General features: G+C 46.7%; 22 protein-coding genes. 4 read left to right on the forward strand and 18 right to left on the reverse strand.

Annotation, left to right across the window (positions count from 1 at the left end; translation table 11 throughout):
- Positions 1-4 precede the first annotated feature (4 nt).
- Complete coding sequence (gene ilvD, locus MHB49_RS27100) at positions 5-1,690, forward strand: dihydroxy-acid dehydratase (RefSeq protein WP_247899056.1); 1,686 nt, start codon at positions 5-7, stop codon at positions 1,688-1,690.
- Positions 1,691-1,794: 104 nt separating this feature from the next.
- Here ilvD and MHB49_RS27105 read toward each other — a convergent pair whose 3' ends face one another.
- Positions 1,795-3,195, reverse strand: a complete 1,401-nt coding sequence (locus tag MHB49_RS27105) for a polysaccharide deacetylase family protein (protein ID WP_405153705.1) — start codon at positions 3,193-3,195, stop codon at positions 1,795-1,797.
- A 186-nt stretch (positions 3,196-3,381) separates the two neighbouring features.
- Here MHB49_RS27105 and MHB49_RS27110 point away from each other — a divergent pair, with 186 nt between their 5' ends.
- Positions 3,382-4,578 carry an AI-2E family transporter gene (locus tag MHB49_RS27110; RefSeq protein WP_405157251.1) on the forward strand — a complete coding sequence of 399 codons (1,197 nt, stop codon included), beginning with the start codon at positions 3,382-3,384 and terminating at the stop codon, positions 4,576-4,578.
- Here the strand turns inward: MHB49_RS27110 and MHB49_RS27115 are convergent.
- From MHB49_RS27115 to MHB49_RS27180, 14 genes are all read right to left on the reverse strand, one after another.
- Positions 4,557-6,365 (reverse strand): peptidoglycan D,D-transpeptidase FtsI family protein, encoded by a 1,809-nt coding sequence (locus tag MHB49_RS27115; RefSeq protein ID WP_405153706.1) that lies wholly within the window; start codon positions 6,363-6,365, stop codon positions 4,557-4,559. The genes MHB49_RS27110 and MHB49_RS27115 overlap by 22 nt on opposite strands.
- Positions 6,366-6,488: 123 nt before the next feature.
- The gene (locus tag MHB49_RS27120) at positions 6,489-8,771 is read right to left on the reverse strand and encodes a methyl-accepting chemotaxis protein (protein ID WP_405153707.1); all 2,283 of its coding nucleotides are present in this window, start codon (positions 8,769-8,771) and stop codon (positions 6,489-6,491) included.
- A 235-nt stretch (positions 8,772-9,006) separates the two neighbouring features.
- Positions 9,007-10,335, reverse strand: coding sequence for a U32 family peptidase (locus MHB49_RS27125; protein WP_405153708.1), 1,329 nt, complete (start codon positions 10,333-10,335; stop codon positions 9,007-9,009).
- 17 nt (positions 10,336-10,352) lie between these two features.
- A complete protein-coding gene (locus tag MHB49_RS27130) occupies positions 10,353-11,282 on the reverse strand; it encodes a peptidase U32 family protein (protein WP_247899061.1) in 930 nt (309 codons plus the stop codon).
- 15 nt (positions 11,283-11,297) lie between these two features.
- Positions 11,298-12,338, reverse strand: coding sequence for an endolytic transglycosylase MltG (mltG, locus tag MHB49_RS27135; RefSeq protein ID WP_405153709.1), 1,041 nt, complete (start codon positions 12,336-12,338; stop codon positions 11,298-11,300).
- A 78-nt stretch (positions 12,339-12,416) separates the two neighbouring features.
- Entirely contained in the window at positions 12,417-12,731 is a 315-nt protein-coding gene (locus MHB49_RS27140; RefSeq protein WP_024633076.1) for a DUF1292 domain-containing protein, read from the reverse strand.
- On the reverse strand, positions 12,732-13,031 hold the full coding sequence (locus tag MHB49_RS27145) for a DUF1292 domain-containing protein (RefSeq protein ID WP_024633075.1): 300 nt from the start codon (positions 13,029-13,031) through the stop codon (positions 12,732-12,734).
- Between the two features lie 12 nt (positions 13,032-13,043).
- Entirely contained in the window at positions 13,044-13,460 is a 417-nt protein-coding gene (gene ruvX, locus MHB49_RS27150) for a Holliday junction resolvase RuvX (RefSeq protein ID WP_076287768.1), read from the reverse strand.
- A gap of 125 nt (positions 13,461-13,585) precedes the next feature.
- Entirely contained in the window at positions 13,586-13,846 is a 261-nt protein-coding gene (locus MHB49_RS27155; RefSeq protein ID WP_024633073.1) for an IreB family regulatory phosphoprotein, read from the reverse strand.
- A 277-nt stretch (positions 13,847-14,123) separates the two neighbouring features.
- Complete coding sequence (gene alaS, locus MHB49_RS27160; RefSeq protein ID WP_405153710.1) at positions 14,124-16,754, reverse strand: alanine--tRNA ligase; 2,631 nt, start codon at positions 16,752-16,754, stop codon at positions 14,124-14,126.
- Positions 16,755-17,178: 424 nt separating this feature from the next.
- Positions 17,179-18,246, reverse strand: coding sequence for an AI-2E family transporter (locus MHB49_RS27165; RefSeq protein WP_405153711.1), 1,068 nt, complete (start codon positions 18,244-18,246; stop codon positions 17,179-17,181).
- Positions 18,247-18,530: 284 nt separating this feature from the next.
- Positions 18,531-18,740 (reverse strand): hypothetical protein, encoded by a 210-nt coding sequence (locus tag MHB49_RS27170; protein WP_024633070.1) that lies wholly within the window; start codon positions 18,738-18,740, stop codon positions 18,531-18,533.
- A 10-nt stretch (positions 18,741-18,750) separates the two neighbouring features.
- Positions 18,751-19,272, reverse strand: coding sequence for a PRC-barrel domain-containing protein (locus MHB49_RS27175; protein ID WP_024633069.1), 522 nt, complete (start codon positions 19,270-19,272; stop codon positions 18,751-18,753).
- A 165-nt stretch (positions 19,273-19,437) separates the two neighbouring features.
- Complete coding sequence (locus MHB49_RS27180; RefSeq protein WP_247899065.1) at positions 19,438-20,589, reverse strand: cysteine desulfurase family protein; 1,152 nt, start codon at positions 20,587-20,589, stop codon at positions 19,438-19,440.
- Positions 20,590-20,716: 127 nt separating this feature from the next.
- Here MHB49_RS27180 and MHB49_RS27185 point away from each other — a divergent pair, with 127 nt between their 5' ends.
- Entirely contained in the window at positions 20,717-21,091 is a 375-nt protein-coding gene (locus MHB49_RS27185) for a hypothetical protein (RefSeq protein ID WP_405153712.1), read from the forward strand.
- Between the two features lie 201 nt (positions 21,092-21,292).
- Here the strand turns inward: MHB49_RS27185 and cymR are convergent, their stop codons facing one another.
- The gene (gene cymR, locus MHB49_RS27190; protein ID WP_076287765.1) at positions 21,293-21,712 is read right to left on the reverse strand and encodes a cysteine metabolism transcriptional regulator CymR; all 420 of its coding nucleotides are present in this window, start codon (positions 21,710-21,712) and stop codon (positions 21,293-21,295) included.
- 323 nt (positions 21,713-22,035) lie between these two features.
- Here cymR and mnmA point away from each other — a divergent pair, with 323 nt between their 5' ends.
- Positions 22,036-23,157, forward strand: a complete 1,122-nt coding sequence (gene mnmA / locus MHB49_RS27195) for a tRNA 2-thiouridine(34) synthase MnmA (protein WP_076287764.1) — start codon at positions 22,036-22,038, stop codon at positions 23,155-23,157.
- A gap of 143 nt (positions 23,158-23,300) precedes the next feature.
- Here mnmA and crcB (MHB49_RS27200) read toward each other — a convergent pair whose 3' ends face one another.
- Together crcB (MHB49_RS27200) and crcB (MHB49_RS27205) are read right to left on the reverse strand one after the other, a co-directional pair.
- A complete protein-coding gene (gene crcB, locus MHB49_RS27200; protein ID WP_247899067.1) occupies positions 23,301-23,660 on the reverse strand; it encodes a fluoride efflux transporter CrcB in 360 nt (119 codons plus the stop codon).
- Complete coding sequence (gene crcB, locus MHB49_RS27205) at positions 23,657-24,058, reverse strand: fluoride efflux transporter CrcB (RefSeq protein WP_405153713.1); 402 nt, start codon at positions 24,056-24,058, stop codon at positions 23,657-23,659. The genes crcB (MHB49_RS27200) and crcB (MHB49_RS27205) overlap by 4 nt, the downstream gene beginning before the upstream one ends.
- Between the last annotated feature and the right edge of the window lie 17 nt (positions 24,059-24,075).

Genomic DNA, 24,075 nt, shown 5'->3' on the forward strand with positions numbered 1-24,075 from the left:
AACCATGTCAGCCAAGAAGATGCGTTCCGATATGATCAAAAAAGGTTTTGACCGTGCACCGCACCGCAGTTTGCTCCGCGCAGCGGGCGTTAAAGAAGAGGACTTTGGCAAACCATTTATTGCCGTTTGTAACTCTTACATCGATATCGTGCCCGGCCATGTCCACCTGCAGGAATTCGGTAAAATTGTAAAGGAAGCTATTCGTGAAGCCGGTGGCGTTCCATTCGAATTCAACACCATCGGAGTTGACGACGGAATCGCCATGGGACACATTGGTATGCGTTACTCGCTGCCGAGCCGTGACATTATCGCGGATTCCGTGGAAACTGTTGTATCTGCACACTGGTTCGACGGCATGGTATGTATCCCGAACTGTGACAAAATCACACCAGGCATGATGATGGGCGCACTCCGCTGTAATATCCCTACCGTGTTTGTCAGCGGCGGTCCAATGAAGGCAGGTCGTGACAGCAATGGTAAAGCTCTGTCCCTGACTTCCGTATTTGAAGGCGTAGGTGCTTATCAAGCTGGTAAAATTGATGATAAGAGCTTGCTTGAACTTGAACAGTTTGGTTGTCCAACATGTGGATCATGCTCCGGCATGTTCACAGCGAATTCCATGAACTGCCTCGCTGAAGCAATGGGACTGGCTATGCCTGGCAACGGAACCATCCTTGCTGTTGCTCCTGAGCGTCGTGAGTTTGTTAAACAATCCGCTAAACAACTGATGGAACTCATCAAAATGGATCTGAAACCACGCGATATCGTTACTGTAGAAGCGATCGACAACGCTTTTGCACTGGATATGGCTATGGGTGGTTCCACGAATACGGTACTTCATACGCTCGCACTGGCTCATGAGGCAGGTATCGAGTACCCAATTGAGCGCATCAATGAAGTGGCTAACCGCGTTCCTCATCTGGCGAAGCTTGCACCTGCTTCCGATCTTCACATCGAAGACGTACACAATGCGGGTGGCGTAAGTGCAGTTCTGAACGAATTGCTCAAGAAACCAGGTGCGATTCATGGTGACTGCATTACAGTAACGGGTAAAACAATCCGTGAGAACGTTGAAGGAAGAGAAATTCAGGATGCTAATGTCATCCACCATCTGGACAACCCGCATTCAGAAAAAGGCGGACTGGCTGTTTTGTTTGGTAACCTTGCACCGCAAGGCGCCATCATCAAGGTTGGTGCTGTTGACGCTTCGGTTGGCGGATACCACAAAGGTCCTGCTATTTGCTTCGACTCCCAAGAACAAGCGCTTGAAGGCATTGCAAACGGGAAAGTAAAAGAAGGACATGTTGTTGTTATCCGTTATGAAGGACCAAAAGGCGGACCAGGAATGCCTGAGATGCTCGCTCCTACTTCCCAGATCGTAGGTATGGGCCTTGGTGCCAAAGTAGGTCTGATCACCGACGGACGCTTCTCTGGCGCATCCCGCGGAATCAGTATCGGACATATCTCTCCGGAAGCTGCTGAAGGCGGTCCAATCGCTTTTGTTGAAGAAGGAGACATCATTGAACTTGATCTGAATAACCGCATCATCGAATTGCATATCAGTGACGAAGAATTCGAACGTCGTCGCGCAGGTTGGAAGGGCTTTGAACCGAAAGTAAAAACCGGTTACCTCGCTCGTTATTCCAAACTGGTAACGAATGCAAGCAACGGCGGCGTACTGAGTATCTAATTCAAGCAATATCCGGTGAATTTCTATACCTGGAAACATAAATAAAGGGTTGCTCTTCAGCCGACTTCGGCGAAGGGCAACCCTTTTCTTTATTCATTTCGCAATCAGTTTCGTTCAGGTACAAGATCCTGTTCAGGAACCAACAATTCCTCTGAGGACTGTTCCGATGTCGCTGCCACCAATGCGTGCTGACCATATCGATCCAGCAGCACATCAAGCGGCATCGCAATCATTTTTGGAACCAATTGTTCAGAACGCTGCTTCAGACGTTTCGTTCCAGCCGGATGAATGACGCTTAGCAGAAGTTTCAGATACACTTTGGATGCAAAACTGAACGGCCCAGGAGCCAACTCCCGAACCGTAAACCCGAATTTCTCAGGTCCCCGGTTAATCATACTCACACCATATAGAGCCTTGGCTGAACGAAGTTCAGGTTCAAGTGCGACCTGCCGGGCCAAATCAGGAAGTTGCTGTTCCATAGCCCGAATCATGCGAATGGCCAGATGCATGCTTGAGCGTGAAGTCATGCCAAGATCGAAAAGTTTTTTATTATCAAAATGAAGTTCAATAACCGGATCTCCATTACGAATCACATGGCCGTCATCCATTTCAACCAACGCTCCATGATATACACGGGAGCGGTAGTGCAGCATGGGGTCCTCTGGTGACGCTGTATGCAAATGGTATAACCAATGAAACAGCTTTTCCCAGCCTAACCATAACGCAACGACCACCCGTTTCCAAAGTGATAACTGTGTTTGTGGTTGAATCGTGCTTTTAGATTCACTCACCGTAACGCCTCCCATCAACGTATCGATGCGTACACTGTGCAACTGCTGTCTGTTCGCCTCCCGCAATACGACTTCGAGCGCCTGGAGCATATGCTCCGGCGCATGTGCATCAGCGCCGAGAGTAGTCCCTCGGTCATGCAGTAACATGACCTCCCCACCCCTTAGCTCCTTCAACATTCGTTCGGTCAATTTCTCAACGCCAACACTACTTCTCCAGTCCTCAAACATGGACGACCATAGTATGATCCGGCGATCTTTTTTACTAAAAAAATCAAACAGATTCATAATTCCCCATGGTGGACGATAATAACAAGTTTTAACCCCTGTAACCTCTTGTATAATTTGACCCGTCCGCTGAATCTGATTCTTAACCGTCCGTGGACGCATTAACCAATTGGTTTTGTGAATATAATTATGAATTCCGAGAAGATGGCCTTCCTCATGTATGCGCTGAATAAGTTCGGGATGACGGGCGGCATGCTCTCCGACTACAAAGAAAGTTGCCTTTGCCTCATACTGACGCAATAAATCCAGCAATCTGGGTGTATATTCCGGATCTGGCCCATCATCAAAGGTTAAGGAAAACTCCGTCTCACTTTTCCCGCGCCTGAACACACGAAAACCGAAAAGTCTGCTAACCAAACTCGGAATAAAGGCATAAAAAGATGAAATGTACAATAACCAAAGTAATATGCTCTGAAGTAAATTTGTCATGCTACAAACTCCCCGCTTCTCTTGCTGAATTACCGTGCCATAATATAGCACTAACCAAAATAAACCGCCTTTAATTTTATCATAATTCAGCCTTTTCTTGAATCCTCTTTTCCCAAAAAGATAGCGATCGTGTACAATAAATATATCCTAATTATTACCTTAATGACGTGCAAAGGAGCCCTGCCCATGCTGCCGCTTTATAAAAAATACGGGCGCACCGTCTTTGACATTGCGCTGCTCGTATTAACCGTGTATTTTATCATGTACGGTTTCAGTCGATTATATCAATTGGCTGCGCCAGTTTTTCTTTCATTTATAGTGTATTGGATGATCGAACCTCTGGCAAGATTTCTGCACCGCAAAGGATTACCCAAAACCTTGGGCGCTGCCATTTCGGTGTTATTGTTTCTTGCGGTTATTGTTGCTGCCTTCTTTGGATTGGGATTAATTATCGTATCCCAAATTTCTAATTTGCAGGATAACTTCCCTTATTATATCGAGATGATTCAGCGTGAATTCACCAATCTGGTTTATTTCATTCAGGACAAGTCCGATGCTTTACCTGACGGAATAACCGAGAAGGTTAATGACTATTTTGCGACTCTGACCGGATTCCTGTCCAAATGGGTGACCAGTGGTGCGCAAATCGTTATCGGTTTTCTCAGTTCATTTTCTTCCTTTATTACTAATTTCGGGATTGCCATTATTCTCGCGTTCTTTCTCAGTATTGAGATTGAATCCTGGCGGAAGTTTGCACGGGCCAAAACACCAAAAACGTTGAAACTGGCTCTTGAATTTATGCGTAATCATGTATTCAAGACGATTCGTTCATATTTGAAGGCCCAGATGATTATGATGTTAATCACTTTTGTATTGATTTATGCAGGCTTGTTGATTCTGGGAACTGCCAATGCCTTCACCATCGCAGCGATCTGCGCCGTTTTTGACCTTGTACCTTTGTTGGGTGTTCCTGTTATATTCATTCCGTGGATTGTGTATCTGTTCATTGTGGGGAATAGCAGCCTTGCGATAGGATTAATTATAGTCCTGGCTGTAACCATGCTGACACGCCAGCTGCTGGAGCCCAAAATATCGGGTAATTCGATCGGAGTCTCTTCCGCTTACTTGATGCTTTCCTTTATGCTGATCTCGCTGTCTGTCTTTGGTCTGGCTGGTGTAGTATTGTCTCCGGTACTGCTGATTCTGCTTAAGGAACTACTGCAGCAAGGCTACCTCCAACAATGGATTCATTTGCCGAAAGATGAATTTGAATCCTCGCCTTTGGTCATGGACACACCGGTCGGCTCAGCGCCCGGTCGGAACACTGAGCCATCGGTGCAGGAACCTGCTCCACCCGGGGTTCATGACAATTCAGCCAAGTAATCCATCACTTTCCTGAACATCTCCGTCGCTTGATGACGGCTGCTTGGAGCAACGTTTTGGACAAGGACTGCTACAGCATATTGGGGTTGTTCCGCAGGACCATATCCGATGAACCATTGATGGTTGCGTTTCTCTCCGTGCTGCTGTACCTGTGCTGTACCTGACTTCCCTGCCAACTGCCACCGCGCATGTTGCAGGGATTTTCCCGTTCCATCACGGACCACTTTCTTCATCCAGGACAACAACTGATGGGCTGTAGCTGGTGATATTCGTCCCGCTGACGAAGGTGAATCATGCAGCGGCATATTCAACATCGTATCACCGTCGGCATACCTGATACGCTGAACGAGTCGTGGAGCACTCACCTTCCCATCATGCAAGAGAGTAACGAGCAGATTGGCCGCTTGCAATGGAGTCACCAGAACGTCCCGCTGACCGATAGCCGTCTGTATCTTGGCCCCTTCATCGTGTGGAGAAATGAATGGCAATCTTACTCTTCCTGCGTCCTCATGATCAAAATGTTGCAGAATCGGTATTCCTGCGACCTGCTCTCCCTCCCAGCCAATCGGACGTGCCAATCCCAAAACATCTGCCGTACGTTCCAGCTGATCCATACTAAGACGACGAGCAGTTTCTGCGAATACAATATTGCAGGACTCGGCAAACCCTTGCTCCAGATTCAATGTCCCATGCCCATGCTCCTTCCAGCAGGACAGGCCATATTTCCCCCACTCGCCACCACAATGGAACGTCTCCCCTTTAGATACAGCTTCATATTCCAGCGCGGCCGCTGCTGTAACGATTTTGAATATGGAACCTGGTACTGCTCCCTGCACGGCACGATTCGCCCAAGCCGTTTGCTTAGGGTCTACATGCTGGGGATCATAGAACGGCGCCGAAACCATCGCACGTACGTCTGCACTGGCTGCATCCAGGACAACGATTGCTCCTTCCTTCATTCCAGACTTCTTCACCATCTGCTCTATCCCTTGCTGTAAATCGATATTGATTGTCGTCTCCACCTGCAATGGATAGTGTGTATTGGAAGGTGCAATGACGCGCGGCTGAATTTCTGGAATAACCTCACCTGAACCTGTGACCATACGTGTTACGAGGGTAGGCCCAATGCCCATTAATAAAGGTTCCAATGTTCTTTCCAGCCCGGCTGCTCCAGTTTTCATCGCAAAAGGCTGCTTCACCTCATTTTTGTGAGCCAATTGTGCATTCATAAATCCAGGCTGTTCAGCAATATAACCCAGCCATTGCATGCCCGTAACGGCTTGTTCATACCGTGTCATAAGGGGATATACACTTGCTCCCTCTGCCTTCAATTTACGAAGGCGAGCAATCTGAGAATCAGTCAACGTGATTGGCTGGTGGGCACCTGCTGTCCAGAAATGGGGTGCGTTCCCTTGATTCCATTCCTTTTGTAACGATTTCACATCGGTATGCAAGAGGGCTGCCAATTCCTTAACTTCCGAATTCGCCATCGTGGATGGATATGAATGACTTGATTGATCCAGATGCGGGAAAAGGACCAACCCCCACTCCAGCTTGCCTGTCAAGGGCCGCCCCTTATAATCGGCAAACTGTCCTCGTCCCGTATCCAGCACCACTCCTCGCTCTCGCTGCAACACGGACATCTCACGAACGGTACGTTGAAATCCTGGCATCGTACGGTCGATTTGAATGACCTGAACCCAAGCCAAACGAATCATCAGCAAAACAAATAAACCTGTAAGAAAAATACATGCAACGTAAATCCGCCGCTTCAGTTGTACATGCATCAGGCCACTCCGTTCAGCATTTTGGCATAGTATTCTTCATTCACAATGGAATTATTCGGTAACAACAAGAAAGCCTGTCCCTTATTAGGGACAGGCTTCTCGACTGAATCAAATAGACTCGAATTAGACTGTAAAGCGAGACAAAGTATCTTTCAATTCTGTCGACACATTCTCCAGTTTAGCAGACAAATTCACCAGTTGGTTGCTGATATTTTGTTGTTCACTGCTTAAGGAGGCAACTTCCTGGGACGTTGCAGAAGACTGTTCAGCTACTGCGCTGACATTACTCATCGCTTCCGACAACGTGCCTTGAGATTGATTCAATTCTCCGATGGAACCAGTAACCATGCTCAGGCTCTCAACAAACGCACCCATTTGCTGCTGTACTGAAGCAAATATGACGTTGGTATCTTTCACGGCATCCATTTGTTCTTTAAATAACGGATAAGCTGCAGACAATTGATCCACCGTCTCATTCATTTCGGTCATAATTTTGTCTGTAATGTCGCCGACCATATCAATGGACTGTCTGGATTGTTCAGCCAACTGGCGAACCTCATTCGCTACCACCATGAATCCGCGTCCAGCCGTACCGGCACGAGCGGCTTCAATAGTTGCATTCAAGGAGAGAATGTTCGTTTGTTTGGTAATATTCTGCATAACATCAAGCACCTTAAGAACGGAAGACGTACTCTCCTTCAAGGAATCTACCTTGTTTACCAACGCACCGATCATTTCTTCAGTCTTCTGTGTTTTAGTCATCAACTGATTCAGATGCTGTGTACCTGTCTGACTGGACTTCTCTACGTGACGGGCTGAATCACCCATTTGTTCGTTCGCGTTAACCACACTCTCCATCTGACGGGAGATGTTGTCAGTCAATTCATTACCGCGCTCCGCTTCTGTTGCCAGACTGCTCGCTCCACCTGCAATTTCTTCCGTGGCTACTGCAATCTCGGAAGCGGAAACTGCAGTTTTCTTGGATGCACTGCTCAGCTCAGAAGCGGTATCCAATACCTCCTGTGCAGAACGGTTGGTTTGCTCCACCAGCTTCGTAATTTGCTCCATCATGAGATTGAATGCAGCCGATAATTGACCAATCTCATCCTGGGAGCTATAGGGTGTACGCACCTTGAGGTTCCCTTTTGCCCCTTCCTGCATCAGATCTTTCAATTTGCCCATTGGGCGGGCAATCATGCGAACCATCCAAATACCGATCAGTATCGCAATAGCGGCATCGATCAATGCCATCCATAAAGTCAATGTCAGAATACCCTTGGCATCTTTCACCAGGATAGAAGTTGGAACCATCCCGATCAGTTTCCAATCGGATGTATCCATGGTGCTGTATGACGCCAGCATATTGGTTGAATTTCCATCCATCGTATACTCTGTATTCATGCTGCCGGATTTTTCTTTTAACTCTTTTATAAATCCCAAATCCGTATCTTTCCCTGTACGATCAGCAATCGTTGAAGCTACAACCTTATTGTCCGGAGCAATGAGTTGGAGGATTGCGCCTTCACCCAAGTCGAGAGACTTCAATTGCTGCTCCAGCACTTCCAATTTTAATTCAATGATTAACACATAGGACTGGGTTGTCCCTTGCAGATTCTTCATTGAACGGGCAATTCGGAACGTTGATGCGCTGCCATCCTCTTTGACTTCTGTTGGAAGCCAGCGGTATCCGCCTGCTTGAACCAACTCATCGTACCAGGCCTCATTACGAATATCGCCCATGGAAGAACTGCTGCCACCTGTACCCATGGTAGACCTTGTTTCGTCTGTAGGCACAAGATAAATCGCTTCCATTGATTTATTCGTAAAAGCAATATTCGATAATTGTTTGTTGATGGAGCTTGAATTCACAAACGTATCATATGCGGACAAATTCTTATCAGACATCTTCTGAAGCAAGGACTGCATTTCCGGATCGAAGAAAATTTGTGTGGATGTATCTACAAACCGCTCCAGAATAATGTCCATTTTTTGTTTAGTCTGTTCAATGGTTTCCTGATTTGATCGGGATGCATTCTTCTCAATCGTATCTTTGGCTTTAGCATAGGATAATAGGCCTAAACCAATGACAAAAAACATGATTCCTACAAAAAAGATCAAAAACAGTTTAACGCCTACCGATTTAACCGGATTAGCCTTTTTAATCTGTGTAAACGTTGTTCCCCCAACATTTTTCCAGTTCTGCTGTTTCAATTGGTTTTTTGCTTTATTCCATCCCAACTTCAGCTTACTCCCGCCCAATTTAGAGGGTTTATGGCCTGGAGCATCCCCTGTCTTGCTTTTAACAACTTTTTCTTTCTTCACTTTCTGAACTTTCTCGGGCTTAACCTTCTCGGGTGTTGTCAATTCTTCCCCACTGTCTTTCTGCTTCTTTTGAACCAATCCCATTCACCTGCCAGTAATTTACTTGTTGGATTTTTCTTTCTCTCCCCTATAAATATGTAGTATTCGACAACTTTCTCTTTTCCCCTTTCGTTTTTTCGAAATTAATTACAACTTTTTTCCTATTTTTCTATAAAAAAAAGACCCCCATGTGCCGATATACGGAGGTCAAATTTGTAAATTTTATAACACTATATTGCTAAATCATAGCATTATTTTGTTAAAATATAGGTATTTGCACCTACTTCTTTTTTCTCATCATATCAAAGTAGGAAACAGGTTGATCTACCTTCATTTTTACACGCTGTAACGGGTGACGGGCTGCATCTAGGATATTTCCAGCTTCATCCTGCAGTTCTCCAACAACCTGCTTGAAAAAGGTGCCTCCCGGACCGAAAAATTCAATCTCCTGTCCCGGTTTGAAATGATTGCGCTGTTGAATGGTCGCCATTCCTGTAGTCGCATCATAGTCCATAACCAATCCGGCAAAGTCGTAAGGTACCGCTTTTTCTTCCGGTTCATAGATGTGATCCTCATGATCCGGTGTATCATAGAAAAATCCGGTATTGAGCGGACGATTCGCTGCCTTGTTCATTTCCTCTACCCACTCAGGCTTCAATACATAATTCTCCGGATCAGCCATATAAGAATCGATGGCCTGACGATATACGTTAACTACAGTTGCCACATAGTGAATGGACTTCATGCGTCCCTCGATTTTGAAACTATCCACACCGACATCAATCAGCTCAGGAATATGCCCAATCATGCACAGATCCTTCGAACCCATGGAAAAAGAATTGTCCTGCTCCTGGAATAGGGGAATCTGGTTCTCTCCCAATTTAAATGGTGCAGGTGCCTGCATTTGCATTTCTTCTTCGCTGACCCACACGGTATCTTCCCGGGCATCTTCAAACAGATCATACTTCCAGCGGCAGGATTGACAGCAGCCCCCCCGGTTGGAGTCCCGATCCGTAAAATGGTTGGACAACACACAACGTCCGGAATATGATGAGCACATCGCTCCATGAATAAATGCTTCGATCTCGATATCCACATTGGCCTTGATTTCTTCAATTTCTTCAAAGCTTGTCTCACGTCCGAGAACGACGCGTGGGAGCCCTTCATCCTTCCAGAACTTCACAGCTTGCCAGTTCAGAGTGGATTGTTGTGTACTCAAATGCACTTCCAAACCTGGTACGGCACGTTGAGCCACTTCAATAATTGCTGGATCTGCTACGATAATAGCTGCAATTCCTGCATCATACAAGTTTTGCAAATACGCTTGAATTCCTTCAATATCTTCATTGTGCGCGTAAATATTAGTGGCCACGAAAACTTTGGCTCCATATTTTTTGGCAAATTCCACACCTTCACGCATTTCTTCAAAGCTAAAGTTATCCGCGTTGGAACGGAGTCCATAAGCCTGTCCACCGATATACACAGCATCTGCACCATAGTGGATTGCAAATTTAAGTTTTTCCAGATTGCCCGCCGGAGCAAGCAGCTCCGGTTTGTCCAGACGGTTACGTTTACCCGAGAACTTCCGCTGTACCGCCACTGTTTCCATGTTGTTCACCTCGTCTATTAATACACCTGTTCTTTATAGAAAAATCCAAACGACAACTCCCGTTCAGGGTCCTGCAATTGACGAACTTCGTCCAGCCATTCTTCACAAAATGCATAAGCATCGGCATCTGCCGCATAACTATCCAGAGCTATACGGTATGCACGTACAACAGCTTCGTTATACGCAAGCGGTTTTAACATGCCTTCGATTTTGAAGCTGTGTACCCCGGCCTCCATTAACAGATGGAGATCTTCGAGAATACAGATATCCTCCGAACTCATAATATGAGTCCCGTTCACATCTTCATAGATCGGGAACTTCTCATCCCGGCGTTCAGCCTCGATCAGAAACAAACCACGCTCTTTACCCAAGTGTCCCTCTACAGGACGACCTTGATGGGACATATAACTTTGCACCAGATTTCGTTTGGAATGATATATGTTCGTCATGCCATGCACCTGAACCTGGGCCTCCACCTTCAGAAATGGGACCATCTCTGTCAGCTCGTCCATATTAAGCTCCCGAGCAAGCACGACACGACTCGCGCCTTTGGTCCCCCAATAGTTGGCCGTTGCATAGTTGGTTGATGTCATCTCAGCGTTCCAGTGCAGCTGGATATGCGGAGCATACTCCTTAATAGCAGCTAGCACAGACGGGTCGTTGAATTCAACACCATGAACACCGATTTTCCCCAGTGCTTGAACATATTCAGGCAATTCCTTTAGCAGTTCGTTGGACATCAGATTGTTCATAGACACATATACACGAGCCTGATGTTTCGCTGCAACGGCAACAACCTCTGCTGTTTCTTCCACACTGAAGCTGCCGGGAAGACGCATGCCGAAGCGATCATCCCCAATTAACAAAGCATCTGCTCCTGCTTGGAGCAGCACTTCTGCCTCTTTCACATTTGCCGCCGTAACGAGCAGTTCATGTTTCGTACTCATATACATCCCCTCCGCTTATTGCGCAGCCTTACTTTTGGCTATATTTTGCTGATGTTCCCTATATGTTTTGGCAAAAAGATGTCCAAATGTACCGTCCTTCTTGGTCACATAGAACAGGTAATCCGAAGATTCCGGTTCCAACGCTGCCTCAATAGAGGCCAGACTTGGACTTGCAATCGGTCCAGGTGGCAGCCCTTTGTTCAGATACGTATTATAGGGGCTTTGCACCTTCAGATCCTTGTAAAGCAATCTGGCCTTCGGCTTATCAAGTAAATACTGAACTGTAGCATCGATCTCCAGTTTCATATCCTGGTTAATCCGATTATAGATTACACCTGCCACAAGCGCGCGTTCCTGATCCACCACGACTTCTCTCTCAACAAGCGATGCGATCGTTAACACTTGATGCAAAGACAAATTTCTCTCCTTGAGTTTGGAGGCCAAATCAGGGATAGAATCAACCTTGGTCTGGAATTCCTCAATCATTCGCTGCATGACCTCATGAGTAGAACTTCCTTCTTTCAGCTCATACGTCTCTGGGAACAGATATCCCTCCAGCACATATCGCATTTCTTCATCCACTGGAATGTCCTTAAGAATGTCAATATCAAAAGCAGATGGATCATCGGCAAGTTTGATAAATTCCTCCCGATCCACAATTCCCTCAGCAGACAGTTTGTCTGCCATTTGTAACACCGTATATCCCTCAGGAATAGTAAACTTGATCATGGATTCGGGCACAACTTCACCATTATTCAACTTATTAATAATCTCATCGTATGATACGCCTGGATTTATGGAGTATGTACCTGCCATAAAATTCGACCCTTGTTTCTTCCATTTCAGGTATCCCTTAAAGGCTAAACCACTCCGAATCAGACCTTCCTGCTCCAACTGGTCCGCAATTTTGGAAGTTCCCGACCCGCTCTTGATCTCGAAAACGATCGGTTCTGTGGATGCTTGTACCGGACGCATCATGTTCCAGACATATGCACCTGCGCCTCCGGCAACAACCACGATGATAAGCAGAAAGACTAAAATCTCTTTTCCTTTCAAAAAAGATACAACTCCTTTACACAACCAAAAAGAGCGGACTTCTCCGCCCTTCCGGTTTCTTCAATTTGAAGCTGATAATCAATCCTCGTCAATGGGGAGTGTGCACTCATCATACAATTCAGAGATGTTCTCCCACTCATCATCATCGTCAATCGTAACTAACTCCGGCATGATCTGGCCTTCACTTCCCGGTAAAACCCGCAGAAGTTCAACTTCGTCATAAGGACGCAATGAACTGCGGAGCACTGCATACTGTTGGCCCTTCACTTCAAACTCAGCCAGCAGGTCATACGGATGCGATTTACCGTTCTCTTCTTCCAGCTCAACGTGAGCACCAAAAGCCAGACGCAGCGAATCTGTCCATTTCAAGTCTTCGCGGCTGTATTCTGTCATTTAGTTCGCTTCCTCTTCATCTTCTGCAAGAAATGTATTAAACGTCTCCTCGACGATATCCCATTCGGCATCATCTTGGATGACGAAAAGTTTAATATCGTCGCCCTCTTCTTCATAACGGAATGCATAAACATCCGTCTCTCCATCTTCGGGTTCAACCGGAGCAACCATCATGTACTTGGCCTCCGAACCGTCCACTTCGAATTTCATGATGACTTCGAATTCCTCTTCATTACCCTCGTCATCCGCAATGTAAATAATCTCCGATTCTTCTTCCATACCCAGTTGATCTTCAGCCATTGTTGATCCCCCTCACCTTTTACTATTGGCATCCAAATAATTTTGCAAAATCAGGCTTGCGGCCATTTTGTCCACAACCTGCTTGCGTTTTTTGCGACTGACATCCGCTTCAAGCAATGTTCGTTCTGCTGCCATGGTTGTCAGCCGTTCATCCCAAAGGTGAACAGGTAAATTCAGTTCGCCCCGCAGGCGTTCGGCAAAAGCAATGCATATTTCACCACGCGGCCCTACGGTGCCGTTCATGTTTTTGGGAAGTCCGACAACAATCTCACCGATCTCATGCTCACGCACAAGCTCCGCAATCCGAGCGAACTCACCTTCATCCCGGCGGCGTTCAAGTACTTCCAATCCCTGGGCAGTCCAACCGAAGGCGTCACTAGCGGCAACTCCGATTCTCCGGTCCCCATAGTCCAAACCTAATATTTTCATCCATGCTCTCCCATCCTCAAGCCTGCTCAGGTCGAACAATTTTCGCCTTCTCAAGCTTCAGGCTGTCTTCTGTCGGTTCATTTCCCGCTGCCCGCAAGGCTGCATCACAGCGGAAGCGATGTACATTACCGGTGATTGGCCAGATAAGAACGAACAAGCTCTTCAATCAGCTCATCACGTTCTTTTTTACGGACCAGACTGCGTGCATTGTTGTGACGAGGGATGTATGCGGGGTCTCCAGAAATCAGATACCCGACAATCTGGTTAATAGGATTATACTCCTTATCCACCAGTGCATCATATACCGTGAGAAGAATCTCTTTGGAGGATGCTTCCTGCTCGTCGGCTTTCACATTAAATTTAACCGTCTTATCCATGGAGTCCATTGATGACACCTCGCTCCTGCATGAACATGGGGACCATGTCCTGCCGAATTGATTTCTGCTTATATAATAACATATTCTGACTGCCACAAGTAAACAAAGGATAAGCCAAATGTGTTTTTTGCTTGTCCTTTACTGGCTTCAGCATATTGCATCATTCGATTCCACTCGCTCTCGGGTACAAAAGTTGGACGGGAAGAAGCATCCCGATCCAACCTCCGTATAAACGAACAGAACCCCTTCGAACTATATTTTGGCGTTTGAAAGCCACTCGTTCGATTTATGCAGTATGCTCACTAACCAGTGAAACCGCCAGTTTCAACGCTTCATCCAGCTTGCTCGCATCCTTGCCTCCGGCTTGTGCCATATCAGGACGTCCGCCACCTCCGCCGCCGCACACTGCCGCAACTTCCTTGACGATTTTACCTGCATGCAATCCTTGTTTTACCTGTTCAGCAGGGACAGCTACAACAAAATTCACTTTGCCATCAGCTGGAGCGCCCAGTACGAGCACTGCATCAGGCAGTTTTACTTTCAATTCATCAGCTATTGTGCGCAGTGCATCCATGTTCGGAGCATCCACACGAGCTGCAAGCAATTGTTTATTTCCTGCTTGTACCACTTGATCTGTTAATGAGCCTGCTTCCATGGCACTCAGCTTGCTTTGCAGTGATTCAGTCTCTCTGGCAGCTTCTTTCAATTGCTGATTCAGACCCTCAATGCGTTTAGGCACGTCCGCCACATTGGCTTTGAGCAGGGATGCGGATTGTTTGAGCAATTCAAGCTGACTTTCTACGTACAGATACGCGCCGCGGCCAGTCACAGCTTCAATCCGACGTACGCCGGAGCCGATTCCGCTCTCGCTCACCAGCTTGAAGATACCGATCTCTGATGTATTATTTACGTGACAGCCGCCACAAAGTTCCAAACTATAATCTCCGACTTGTACCACACGTACGATATCGCCGTATTTTTCACCAAACAATGCCATTGCGCCCATTTCTTTGGCTTCATCAATAGCTTTCAGTTCAATGTTTACGTTCAGACGATTCCAGATCTGTTCGTTCACCTGACGCTCGATCTCCGTTAATTCTTCCGGCGTAATGCTGCCGAAGTGTGAGAAGTCAAAACGCAGACGTTGAGGCTCTACGAGTGATCCTGCCTGATTTACATGTGTTCCGAGCACATCTTTGAGCGCTTTGTGCAGCAAATGGGTTGCGGTATGATTTTTGATAATATCGCCGCGTTTGGAAGCATCGACTTCCGCTTTAATCACTTCACCTACACGCAGTTCACCGGATTCTACCGTCACCAGATGCACGTGTTGTCCGAGCGGAGCTTTGAACAGGCCTTGCACTTTCGCTGTTACGCTTGCACCGCGTAGCAAGCCCTGATCACTTACTTGTCCACCGCTTTCCGCATAGAACGGAGTCTTGTCAAGGATGACCTGGCATGTCTGTCCTTCGCTTACGGAGTCTACCAGTGCATCACCAGCAACGATGGCTACCACTTTTGCTTCCGTCAACAGGTCATTATAACCAACAAACTCGCTTTTAACCTCCAGATCAGCAAGCGGTCCGCCTTGAACCTTCATGCTCTCGCTTTCCTGGCGTCCTGCACGTGCACGATCACGCTGCTCCTGCATCGAGGCATCGAATCCTTCACGGTCAACAGTCATGCCATGCTCTGCCGCATAGTCTTCGGTCAGGTCAAACGGGAAACCGTACGTATCATACAGTTTAAATGCTTCCGGACCATTGATTACCGTGCGACCTTCGGATTTAGCTCCAGCACTGATGTCTGCCAGAATAGCCAATCCGTCGCTAAGTGTTTCGTGGAAACGTTCTTCCTCGGTTTTGATCACTTTGGCGATAAATTCTTGCTTGTCTACCACCTCTGGGTAATACACTCCCATCACTTCACCGACTGTTGTTGTCAGTTCATACAGGAATGGACGGTCGAGTCCCAGCACTTTTCCGTAGCGTACGGCACGACGGAGCAAACGGCGAATGACATATCCGCGACCTTCATTGCTTGGCAGAACGCCATCACCTACAGCAAAGGCAACGGTCCGAATGTGGTCGGCAATGACCTTTAGGGCAACGTCAATCTCTACGCTGTCATTATATTTCACACCGGCAAGAGCCGCTGTTCTTTGAATCATCGGTTGGAATAGATCTGTGTCAAAGTTGGAATCTACATTTTGCAGAATGGAAGCAAAGCGTTCAAGTCCTGCACCTGTATCAATATTTTTGTTCGGAAGCGGTGTGTAGCTGCCGTCCTTGTTGTGATTGAACTGGGAGAATACCAGGTTCCATACTTCCAGGTAACGTTCATTTTCTCCGCCTGGATACATCTCGGGATCACTCATGTCATTGCCATAAGCTTCGCCGCGGTCATAGAAAATTTCGGTACAAGGTCCACACGGGCCTTCGCCAATATCCCAGAAGTTTTCATCCAGTTTGATAATACGTTCAGCAGGCAAGCCTACTTTTTCATTCCACAATTTGAAGGCCTCTTCGTCCTCAGGATATACCGTTACAGAGAGACGTTCCGGATCGAAACCGATCCATTCTTTGCTTGTGAGAAATTCCCATGCCCAAGTAATCGTCTCTTCCTTGAAGTAGTCTCCAATGGAGAAATTACCAAGCATTTCGAAGAACGTATGGTGACGGCGAGTTTTACCAACATTTTCAATATCGTTCGTACGAATACATTTTTGAGAGTTGGCAAGACGCGGATTCTCCGGTTTCTCCCGACCGTCAAAATATGGTTTTAATGGTGCCATGCCCGCATTAATCCACAGAAGGGATGGATCATTGTGAGGTACAAGTGATGCGCTTGGCTCGATTTTGTGACCTTTACTTGCAAAAAACTCTATCCATTTGGACCGGATTTCACTGGCTTTCATACAGAGTGCCCCCAATTAATTATAATAGTCCGGTGCATATTCGCTCCGGGTTGTTAACAGGTAAAAACAAACACAAAAAACGCCCCTGAATAGTCAGGGACGATCGTAATCGCGGTACCACCCTGGTTATTGCTGTTCATCCGCAGATGAAACAAACAATCTCCTCGTTGATGCGAAATAACGGTCGCTTCCGGCAGGGTTGTCCTGCACTCCGAAATCAGCTTTCCGCCGCTTCAACTTTCAAGACTCTTCCAGCCATCGGGCTCAGATTACATCTGATCCGAAGAAGTCTATTCTCTGAGAAAAGGAACCCTCGGCGTACTTCATTTCATCATCGATTTCTTATTCTTAAACATACACCTTTATTATATCGATATGCCTATATGGTGTCAACGCACCCCTTGGGAGCAGACCGTTGCTACGGTCAATCCGTTCTTCGTTTGATGTAATATGCAAAAAAGTGCTGCACAATCACTTTCAGAACAGCAAAGACGGGCACCGCCAGAATGAGACCCACTATGCCTACCAGTTCACCTCCTACAAGGAGCGCGAAGATAATCGACAATGGATGCAAATGCAATGTTCGCCCCACCACCTGGGGGGAAACAACGTTGCTTTCCAGCACCTGGCATAATGTGTTCACGATGACAACAAAAAGAACCATTTTAAACGATACCGTAGAAGCCATCACCACCGCAGGAGCAGCTCCAAGAAACGGGCCAAGATAAGGCACGATGTTAAATACAGCGACAATGCTGGCGAGCAGCAGTGCGTAAGGCATATCAATAATGATATAACCGATGTAGGCAAAGATGCCTACAATAACACAAACGATAAACTGTCCTCGTATATAATTTCCCAAGGCCGTGTCAATCTCTTTCATGACCGAAACAATGGCCTTGCGCCGTGAGCGAGGCAGGTACGCCACAATCGTACGCTCAAACACCTCAAAATCTTTTAACATATAGAAAATGAGGAATGGCACGATAAATACGTTGAACAACACATTAATGGTTGTCCCGATATTATCCATCAGCTTTGTTATGCCCTGGGTCAGCCGATCCTCCATCTGAAAAAACCAGCTGTTCATACCCGTACGCACACTTGGCGGCATTAATTTGTGATCCATATTGTTCATCAGACTCTGGGCACGCATCGACAGCTCCGGCATATGTTCGTTCAATTCCTCCAGCTGTTCAATCAACACCGGAATGACATTCATCAGGATGACCCCGATACAGGTGAGGAAAAAAGCATAGATTAACAACACAGCAATGGTTCGAGGGACCTTGCGTCCTCCCAGCATGCTTACAATCGGATTGAGGACATACGAAATGATGAGGGCCACGATAAATGGTGCCAGTACGGTTTTCAGAAATCCATATATATGAAGCAGCAATGGACGCAGCAGCCAGATAAAATACAGAATAATCAATCCGAGTAACAGCCAGATGGCATAACGGAACAGCTTGTTTTTGGTTAATTGCTCCACTTGCATCTCTCCCTTTTGGACTGGCTCTGAAAGTCAGTATATGTAAGGAAGAGAATATTTATTATCGCCGCACAGAAATGCAGACCAACCATTTCATCAAAAACAAAAAAGCGCCCCCTTCATGATGAAGAAGACGCATCTTGTGAGCCGGGATCTCATATATTCATACAAGTCCCATTGAACCTCTATGTAACCGCAGCTATATACATCTGTCATCATTTCATGACAGCATTCAATGACAATGTTTGTCATGAAACCGCATATAGAAGAAGTTAAGCTTCTTATTAAGAAGAAGCATGAAGATGAGGGAAGTCTTGCGGCAGCTCTTCCCCGAAGAACAAATCATCGAGGGAACTGAGCGTGCCGTCTTCTTCCACTTGATATACAGACATTTTCTCACCGTTCACTGTCAATTCGATAAAGCATCCCCAGCAATAAAACTGGTGGGAACCGATTTTCCCAATATCTTTGGAACTACAGTTTGGACATTTCATATTCATTCACCTATCCATTAACAGAATGAATGGCATTTTCCAAGCGCTGTTCACTCAGTGGCGGCACCATGATGGCACTTTCCCCAATAGACATATCGCTTGTACATGGCAGCCATTTGCGGCCCTCAATCAAATCGGACACAAAACCGTCCGTAATTTCAATCCCTATTATTGTATTTCCCAACTCCTGGTCAAAATAAACATCAGAGACACGTCCAAGCAGCAAACCTTCTTCGGTAAGCACGGACATCTCTTTCAATTTAGACTGGCCGAGGAGGTACGTGTGTTTTATGTCGTCGGCTCCCGTTTTGCGGACAGCCTGTTGATTACGGATCATGACGGCATCTTCGCCGTAGGCAACGATATCTTGCCACTGCACGATTTTGACATGACTGGTAAACAGGCCTTTGTTTTCAAGTTCAATGCCTTCAATTTTCCAATCGTCATTCACAATGAAATCCTGGATTTTACCGACCTGCTTCCCGTCCTCAACGTCAAAAACGGCAAGTCCGATCATTTCCTGAAGCTTCATCGCAGGGTCCCCCTCATCTTCTTATCATTAAATAGCTGCGGCGCTATTGCTAGGTATGCCCAAAGTTGATGAGTGGCAATCAGACGCCGAATCATCAAAACCGCTTCTATCCAACCGATGAAATGGAACTTCTTCCCTCCTTCTGTTCCATGTGCAAAGAGCCCCTTAGGCTCTATTACGCAGGCGCCCAAGAATGGTTCCAATTTTTTCGGCGGTTATCATGATTTCTTCCGTAGTATTACCCAATCCCCAGCTAAAACGAATCGCGGAATGCAAAAATGGCTCCGGCAGCTTCATCGCTTTCAGCACATGAGATACTTCGAGGGAGCCGGAAGTACACGCCGAACCGCTTGCAACAGCAATACCTTCCATATCCAAATTCATGAGCATCGTCTCTGTGGATACTTCCGGAAAGCTGATGTTCAGAATATTGGGCAGTGTATGTTCCGGATGTCCGTTGACGTGAAAATGCTCCGCCCCTACCTGCTGCCCCAGTTGTTCCAACAGCAATGATCGCAATGCCAGGTCATGTTCACGGCGTACCTCCGCTTGTTCTCCTGACAGTTTCAACGCCTCCGCAAAGCCAGCGATACCCGCTATATTCTCAGTACCTGCCCGTCGCTGCCGCTCCTGAAGACCCCCATGTGATCTTGCTTCCAACACAATTCCGCGCCGTACGTAGAGCGCTCCCACGCCTTGGGGGCCATTAATTTTATGAGCAGAGAAGCTCATCAGATCCACAGGCAGTTCCTTGCAGGAAATTTCCTGGGTGCCAAGTGCCTGAACTGCATCGGTATGGAACAAAATATCATGCTGACGAGCCAGTTCACCAATTTCGCGGATAGGTTGAATCGTACCAACTTCATTATTGGCATACATCATGGTAATCAGCACGGTATCTGGCCGGATGGCATCTTTCAGCTCTTCCAGACGTATTCTTCCGTATTCATCTACAGGCAAATAGGTCACGTCATAGCCTTGTCGCTCCAGCTCATGACACGTATGCAATACCGCATGATGTTCAATGGCGGTTGTAATAATGTGCCGTCCCCGTTCTTGTCTCGCTGAAACTGCGCCAAATATCGCCAGATTGTCACTTTCCGTGCCGCCTCCGGTAAATACAAGTTCATCTGGGAAACAACCCAAAGATGCCGCAATGACATCCCTTGCCCCACTGACGGTCCGTTTGGCTTCCCGCCCAAAGGCGTGGATACTCGATGCATTGCCATATTGCCCCGTCATCACTTTCATCATCGCTTCCGCGACTTGTGGATGCATAGGTGTCGATGCGGCGTGATCCAAATATATTCTGTTCATTGATTTCACCCCGTGATATGTTGGACTTCCATATTTTTATGATGCGTAATTGAAAATTTAAACAAATGCTATTGTGTCATATCTTCGTGTATAATGTTTAATATCCATTCAAAAAGGAGAGATCGGCATGAGCGATCAGGTTCTCAGTCAAATTCTGAATCAGCTTCAACAAATGGACAAACGTTTCGACAACATTGATGGACATCTTGAAAAGATCGAAGACAGACTTGGTACAATGGATAGCAGACTTGATACCATGGATAGCAGACTTGATACCATGGATGGCAGACTTGACGCCATCGAGGAACAAACCAGAAACATTCCTTTGCTTCAGCAGGCCGTACTGGAGACACTGGAAGTTACCAAACGCCTCGAAGCTTCTCAAATCACGTTTGAACGTAAAGTATCCACCGAATTAAACACCCATCAGCACAGCATTGATATATTGAACCGTCGTCAATTGCGTATGGAAGCTGATATAGAAGCACTCAAGCGTCGCTAGATTCTCGGACTTCTGACTACATCGTTTCGGAAGGGCAACCTCAAGAACAATGTCTTCTTCAGCAAACAAGGTTACATAATTCCTGTTCATCACAGGCTATCGTAGAAATGGAAGAATCACCATATAGCTTGTTGCACGGCTAAAGCCCCCAAATATGGGGGCTTTAGTGTGTCATCTGTGATGCTCATCATCAACTATATTTTAGATATAGAACATGTAGGAATCTTTTTGTTCCTGATCCTGGAATGTAATCAGATCCTTCAACGTTGTTGAATCCAGTACTTCTGCGATGCTGTCACGGATGCGCAACCACAAGTCGCGCTTCGCCGGATCATCTTCCTCCGTGAAATCCACTGGAGAGATTGGACCTTCCAGTACACGAATAACATCCCCTGCGGTTACGGTAGCCGGATCGCCTGCCAGAATATAACCGCCGTAAGCGCCACGGATACTTTTGACCAGTCCTGCATTACGCAGGGGAGCAATCAATTGCTCCAGATAATGCTCCGAGAGCTGATTGCGCTCGGCAATACTTTTCAAAGATGTAGGGCCTTCGCCTGTTCTGGCTGCCAGCTCCATCATGATTGTGAGCCCATAACGGCCCTTTGTCGATATTTTCAAAGGAGTCACCTCTTTCAATTTTCGGGAAAACAAGTTGTGAAACATAAAATAACAGGATGTGGTCCAAGACCGTCTTTCTAGGATCCGCCACAGCGGGATATGAAAAATACAGGCCTTGTCCTGCTAATCCTCCGTATTCCGATCATAACCCTCAGCTAATGTTAACATATCTGCATGCTTTATGGAAAAAAAAGATTGACGAAATTCCAAAATGTGCGCCTGTGGTGGACACTATCCAAAATTGGCCGGGTGTATCGTAACTTGAGTCCGGTTATGCTAGAATAAGAAGCGAAACACATTTATATAGAGAAATGGTGATAACGATGTCCAAAACAATTGAAAATACACGGGTCGTCGTTGGCATGTCCGGAGGTGTCGATTCTTCCGTCACCGCACTGCTGCTGAAAGAGCAGGGTTACGATGTCATCGGCATTTTCATGAAAAACTGGGATGACACGGACGAGTTCGGCCACTGTACCGCTGAAGAAGATTCAGAGGACGTACGCCGGGTGTGCGAACAGATCGGCATTCCTTACTACACTGTCAACTTCGAGAAAGAGTACTTTGATAAAGTATTTTCCTATTTCCTTGATGAATATAAGTCGGGTCGAACACCGAATCCTGATGTCATGTGTAATCGTGAGATCAAATTCGGCGAATTCCTGAACAAAGCACTGGATCTCGGCGCTGATTATGTGGCTACAGGCCACTATGCTCGCCTTATTGAAGAAGATGGAACGTTCAAACTGCTGCGCGGTGTGGACAGCAACAAAGACCAAACGTACTTCCTCAATGCACTGAATCAGAATCAGCTGTCCAAAGCCATGTTCCCGATTGGTCATCTTCCAAAACCGGAAGTGCGCAAGATTGCAGAAGCGGCTGGCCTGTACACTGCAAAGAAAAAAGACAGCACAGGTGTCTGCTTCATCGGTGAGCGCAACTTCAAAGAGTTCCTAAGCAACTATCTACCTGCCAAAGGCGGAGACATGGTTGATATTGCAACCGGAGAAGTAAAGGGCCGTCATGACGGTCTGATGTACTATACGCTTGGACAGCGTCAAGGTCTTGGCATTGGCGGTTCCGGTAATGGTGAGCCCTGGTTCGTGGCAGACAAGGATCTGGAGAAAAATCAGCTGCTTGTTGTCCAAGGCGATGCGCATGCAAGCCTGTATTCAACAGGTCTGACTGCAACCGGTGTAAACTGGATCGCAGGTGCAGCACACATGCCTAACGTGCCCTTCCGTTGTACCGCCAAATTCCGCTATCGTCAGCCGGATCAAGGTGTAACCCTGACATGGCAGGAAGATGGCAGCGTGGATGTTCAGTTTGATCAACAGCAAAAAGCGATTACGCCCGGTCAAGCCGTTGTGTTTTATGATGGAGATGTGTGTCTTGGCGGCGGCACGATTGATCAGGTTCAAAAAGTGCCTGTACCGGCGCTGTAATAAATTCAATAACCGAAATGAATCCATCCCCATATGATTTTGCACAATACCCTGTATTCCTATAACAAAAGCCATCTTTCATGTATACCATGACGGATGGCTTTTTTCCTTCTTTTCCCTGCAAAAAAAATAATTATTTTCACTTATGCAGTTAGCCACACTCCTGCAAAAGAAGCCGCAAGCCCCAGCAGTACCGAACTGATGACGTATAAAAATGCTCTTGAGTAACGTTCCTGCCCCATCAAACCCAGGGTTTCATATCCAAATGTAGAGAATGTGGTGTACGCTCCGCAAAATCCAGTACCCCCTATCACCCAGACTTCATCTGGAATTGAAGCTGACTGATGCCCTCCATAGAGCAATCCAAGTACCAGGGAACCACTGATGTTAATCACCCATGTCCCCCATGGGAAGGCCGTTCCGAGCGAACCGGATATCCATCGACCCAAACTGTAGCGAAGCACTGCACCCAACATTCCTGCAAGACCAATCCAGATGATCATGATGCAGCACCATCCTGCGCCGGTTTACCCAGCATTCGCTGTCCAACCTTAACCCCCAATGCACAGAGTAATAACCCTGCAAGTAAACTCACAACGAGGTATATAACAGCCTTCCCCCACATTCCTCCTTCAGATAAACGGACCATATCGAGAGTAAAGGTGGAGAATGTGGTGAATGCCCCGGTAAAGCCCGTACCAATCGCAAGACGAAGCTGAGGCGTTATTTTGCCTGGAACCGCTATAGTGAAGAACCAACCCAAAAATAAGCTCCCCATGGCATTGATCAGCAGTACTGCCCAAGGGAAACCTTCATTGGCTGCCGGCATCCATAACTGTATCCCATATCGACTTAACGTACCGATAATTCCACCGATTCCAATAAATATAATTTCTTTCATCGTTCAAGCATCTCCCG

The organism is Paenibacillus sp. FSL K6-0108 (assembly GCF_045040695.1).
GTDB classification, from domain to species: Bacteria; Bacillota; Bacilli; order Paenibacillales; family Paenibacillaceae; genus Paenibacillus; species Paenibacillus pabuli_B.

Bases quoted from the DNA above. Each gene is read 5' to 3' on its own strand.
- ilvD (WP_247899056.1), top strand. From the start codon at position 5: ATGTCAGCCAAGAAGATGCGTTCCGATATGATCAAAAAAGGTTTTGAC.
- MHB49_RS27105 (WP_405153705.1), bottom strand. From the start codon at position 3,195: ATGACAAATTTACTTCAGAGCATATTACTTTGGTTATTGTACATTTCA.
- MHB49_RS27110 (WP_405157251.1), top strand. From the start codon at position 3,382: ATGCTGCCGCTTTATAAAAAATACGGGCGCACCGTCTTTGACATTGCG.
- MHB49_RS27115 (WP_405153706.1), bottom strand. From the start codon at position 6,365: ATGCATGTACAACTGAAGCGGCGGATTTACGTTGCATGTATTTTTCTT.
- MHB49_RS27120 (WP_405153707.1), bottom strand. From the start codon at position 8,771: ATGGGATTGGTTCAAAAGAAGCAGAAAGACAGTGGGGAAGAATTGACA.
- MHB49_RS27125 (WP_405153708.1), bottom strand. From the start codon at position 10,335: ATGGAAACAGTGGCGGTACAGCGGAAGTTCTCGGGTAAACGTAACCGT.
- MHB49_RS27130 (WP_247899061.1), bottom strand. From the start codon at position 11,282: ATGAGTACGAAACATGAACTGCTCGTTACGGCGGCAAATGTGAAAGAG.
- MHB49_RS27140 (WP_024633076.1), bottom strand. From the start codon at position 12,731: ATGACAGAATACAGCCGCGAAGACTTGAAATGGACAGATTCGCTGCGT.
- MHB49_RS27145 (WP_024633075.1), bottom strand. From the start codon at position 13,031: ATGGCTGAAGATCAACTGGGTATGGAAGAAGAATCGGAGATTATTTAC.
- ruvX (WP_076287768.1), bottom strand. From the start codon at position 13,460: ATGAAAATATTAGGTTTGGACTATGGGGACCGGAGAATCGGAGTTGCC.
- MHB49_RS27155 (WP_024633073.1), bottom strand. From the start codon at position 13,846: ATGGACTCCATGGATAAGACGGTTAAATTTAATGTGAAAGCCGACGAG.
- alaS (WP_405153710.1), bottom strand. From the start codon at position 16,754: ATGAAAGCCAGTGAAATCCGGTCCAAATGGATAGAGTTTTTTGCAAGT.
- MHB49_RS27170 (WP_024633070.1), bottom strand. From the start codon at position 18,740: ATGAAATGTCCAAACTGTAGTTCCAAAGATATTGGGAAAATCGGTTCC.
- MHB49_RS27175 (WP_024633069.1), bottom strand. From the start codon at position 19,272: ATGAAGCTTCAGGAAATGATCGGACTTGCCGTTTTTGACGTTGAGGAC.
- MHB49_RS27180 (WP_247899065.1), bottom strand. From the start codon at position 20,589: ATGAACAGAATATATTTGGATCACGCCGCATCGACACCTATGCATCCA.
- MHB49_RS27185 (WP_405153712.1), top strand. From the start codon at position 20,717: ATGAGCGATCAGGTTCTCAGTCAAATTCTGAATCAGCTTCAACAAATG.
- mnmA (WP_076287764.1), top strand. From the start codon at position 22,036: ATGTCCAAAACAATTGAAAATACACGGGTCGTCGTTGGCATGTCCGGA.
- crcB (WP_247899067.1), bottom strand. From the start codon at position 23,660: ATGATCATCTGGATTGGTCTTGCAGGAATGTTGGGTGCAGTGCTTCGC.
- crcB (WP_405153713.1), bottom strand. From the start codon at position 24,058: ATGAAAGAAATTATATTTATTGGAATCGGTGGAATTATCGGTACGTTA.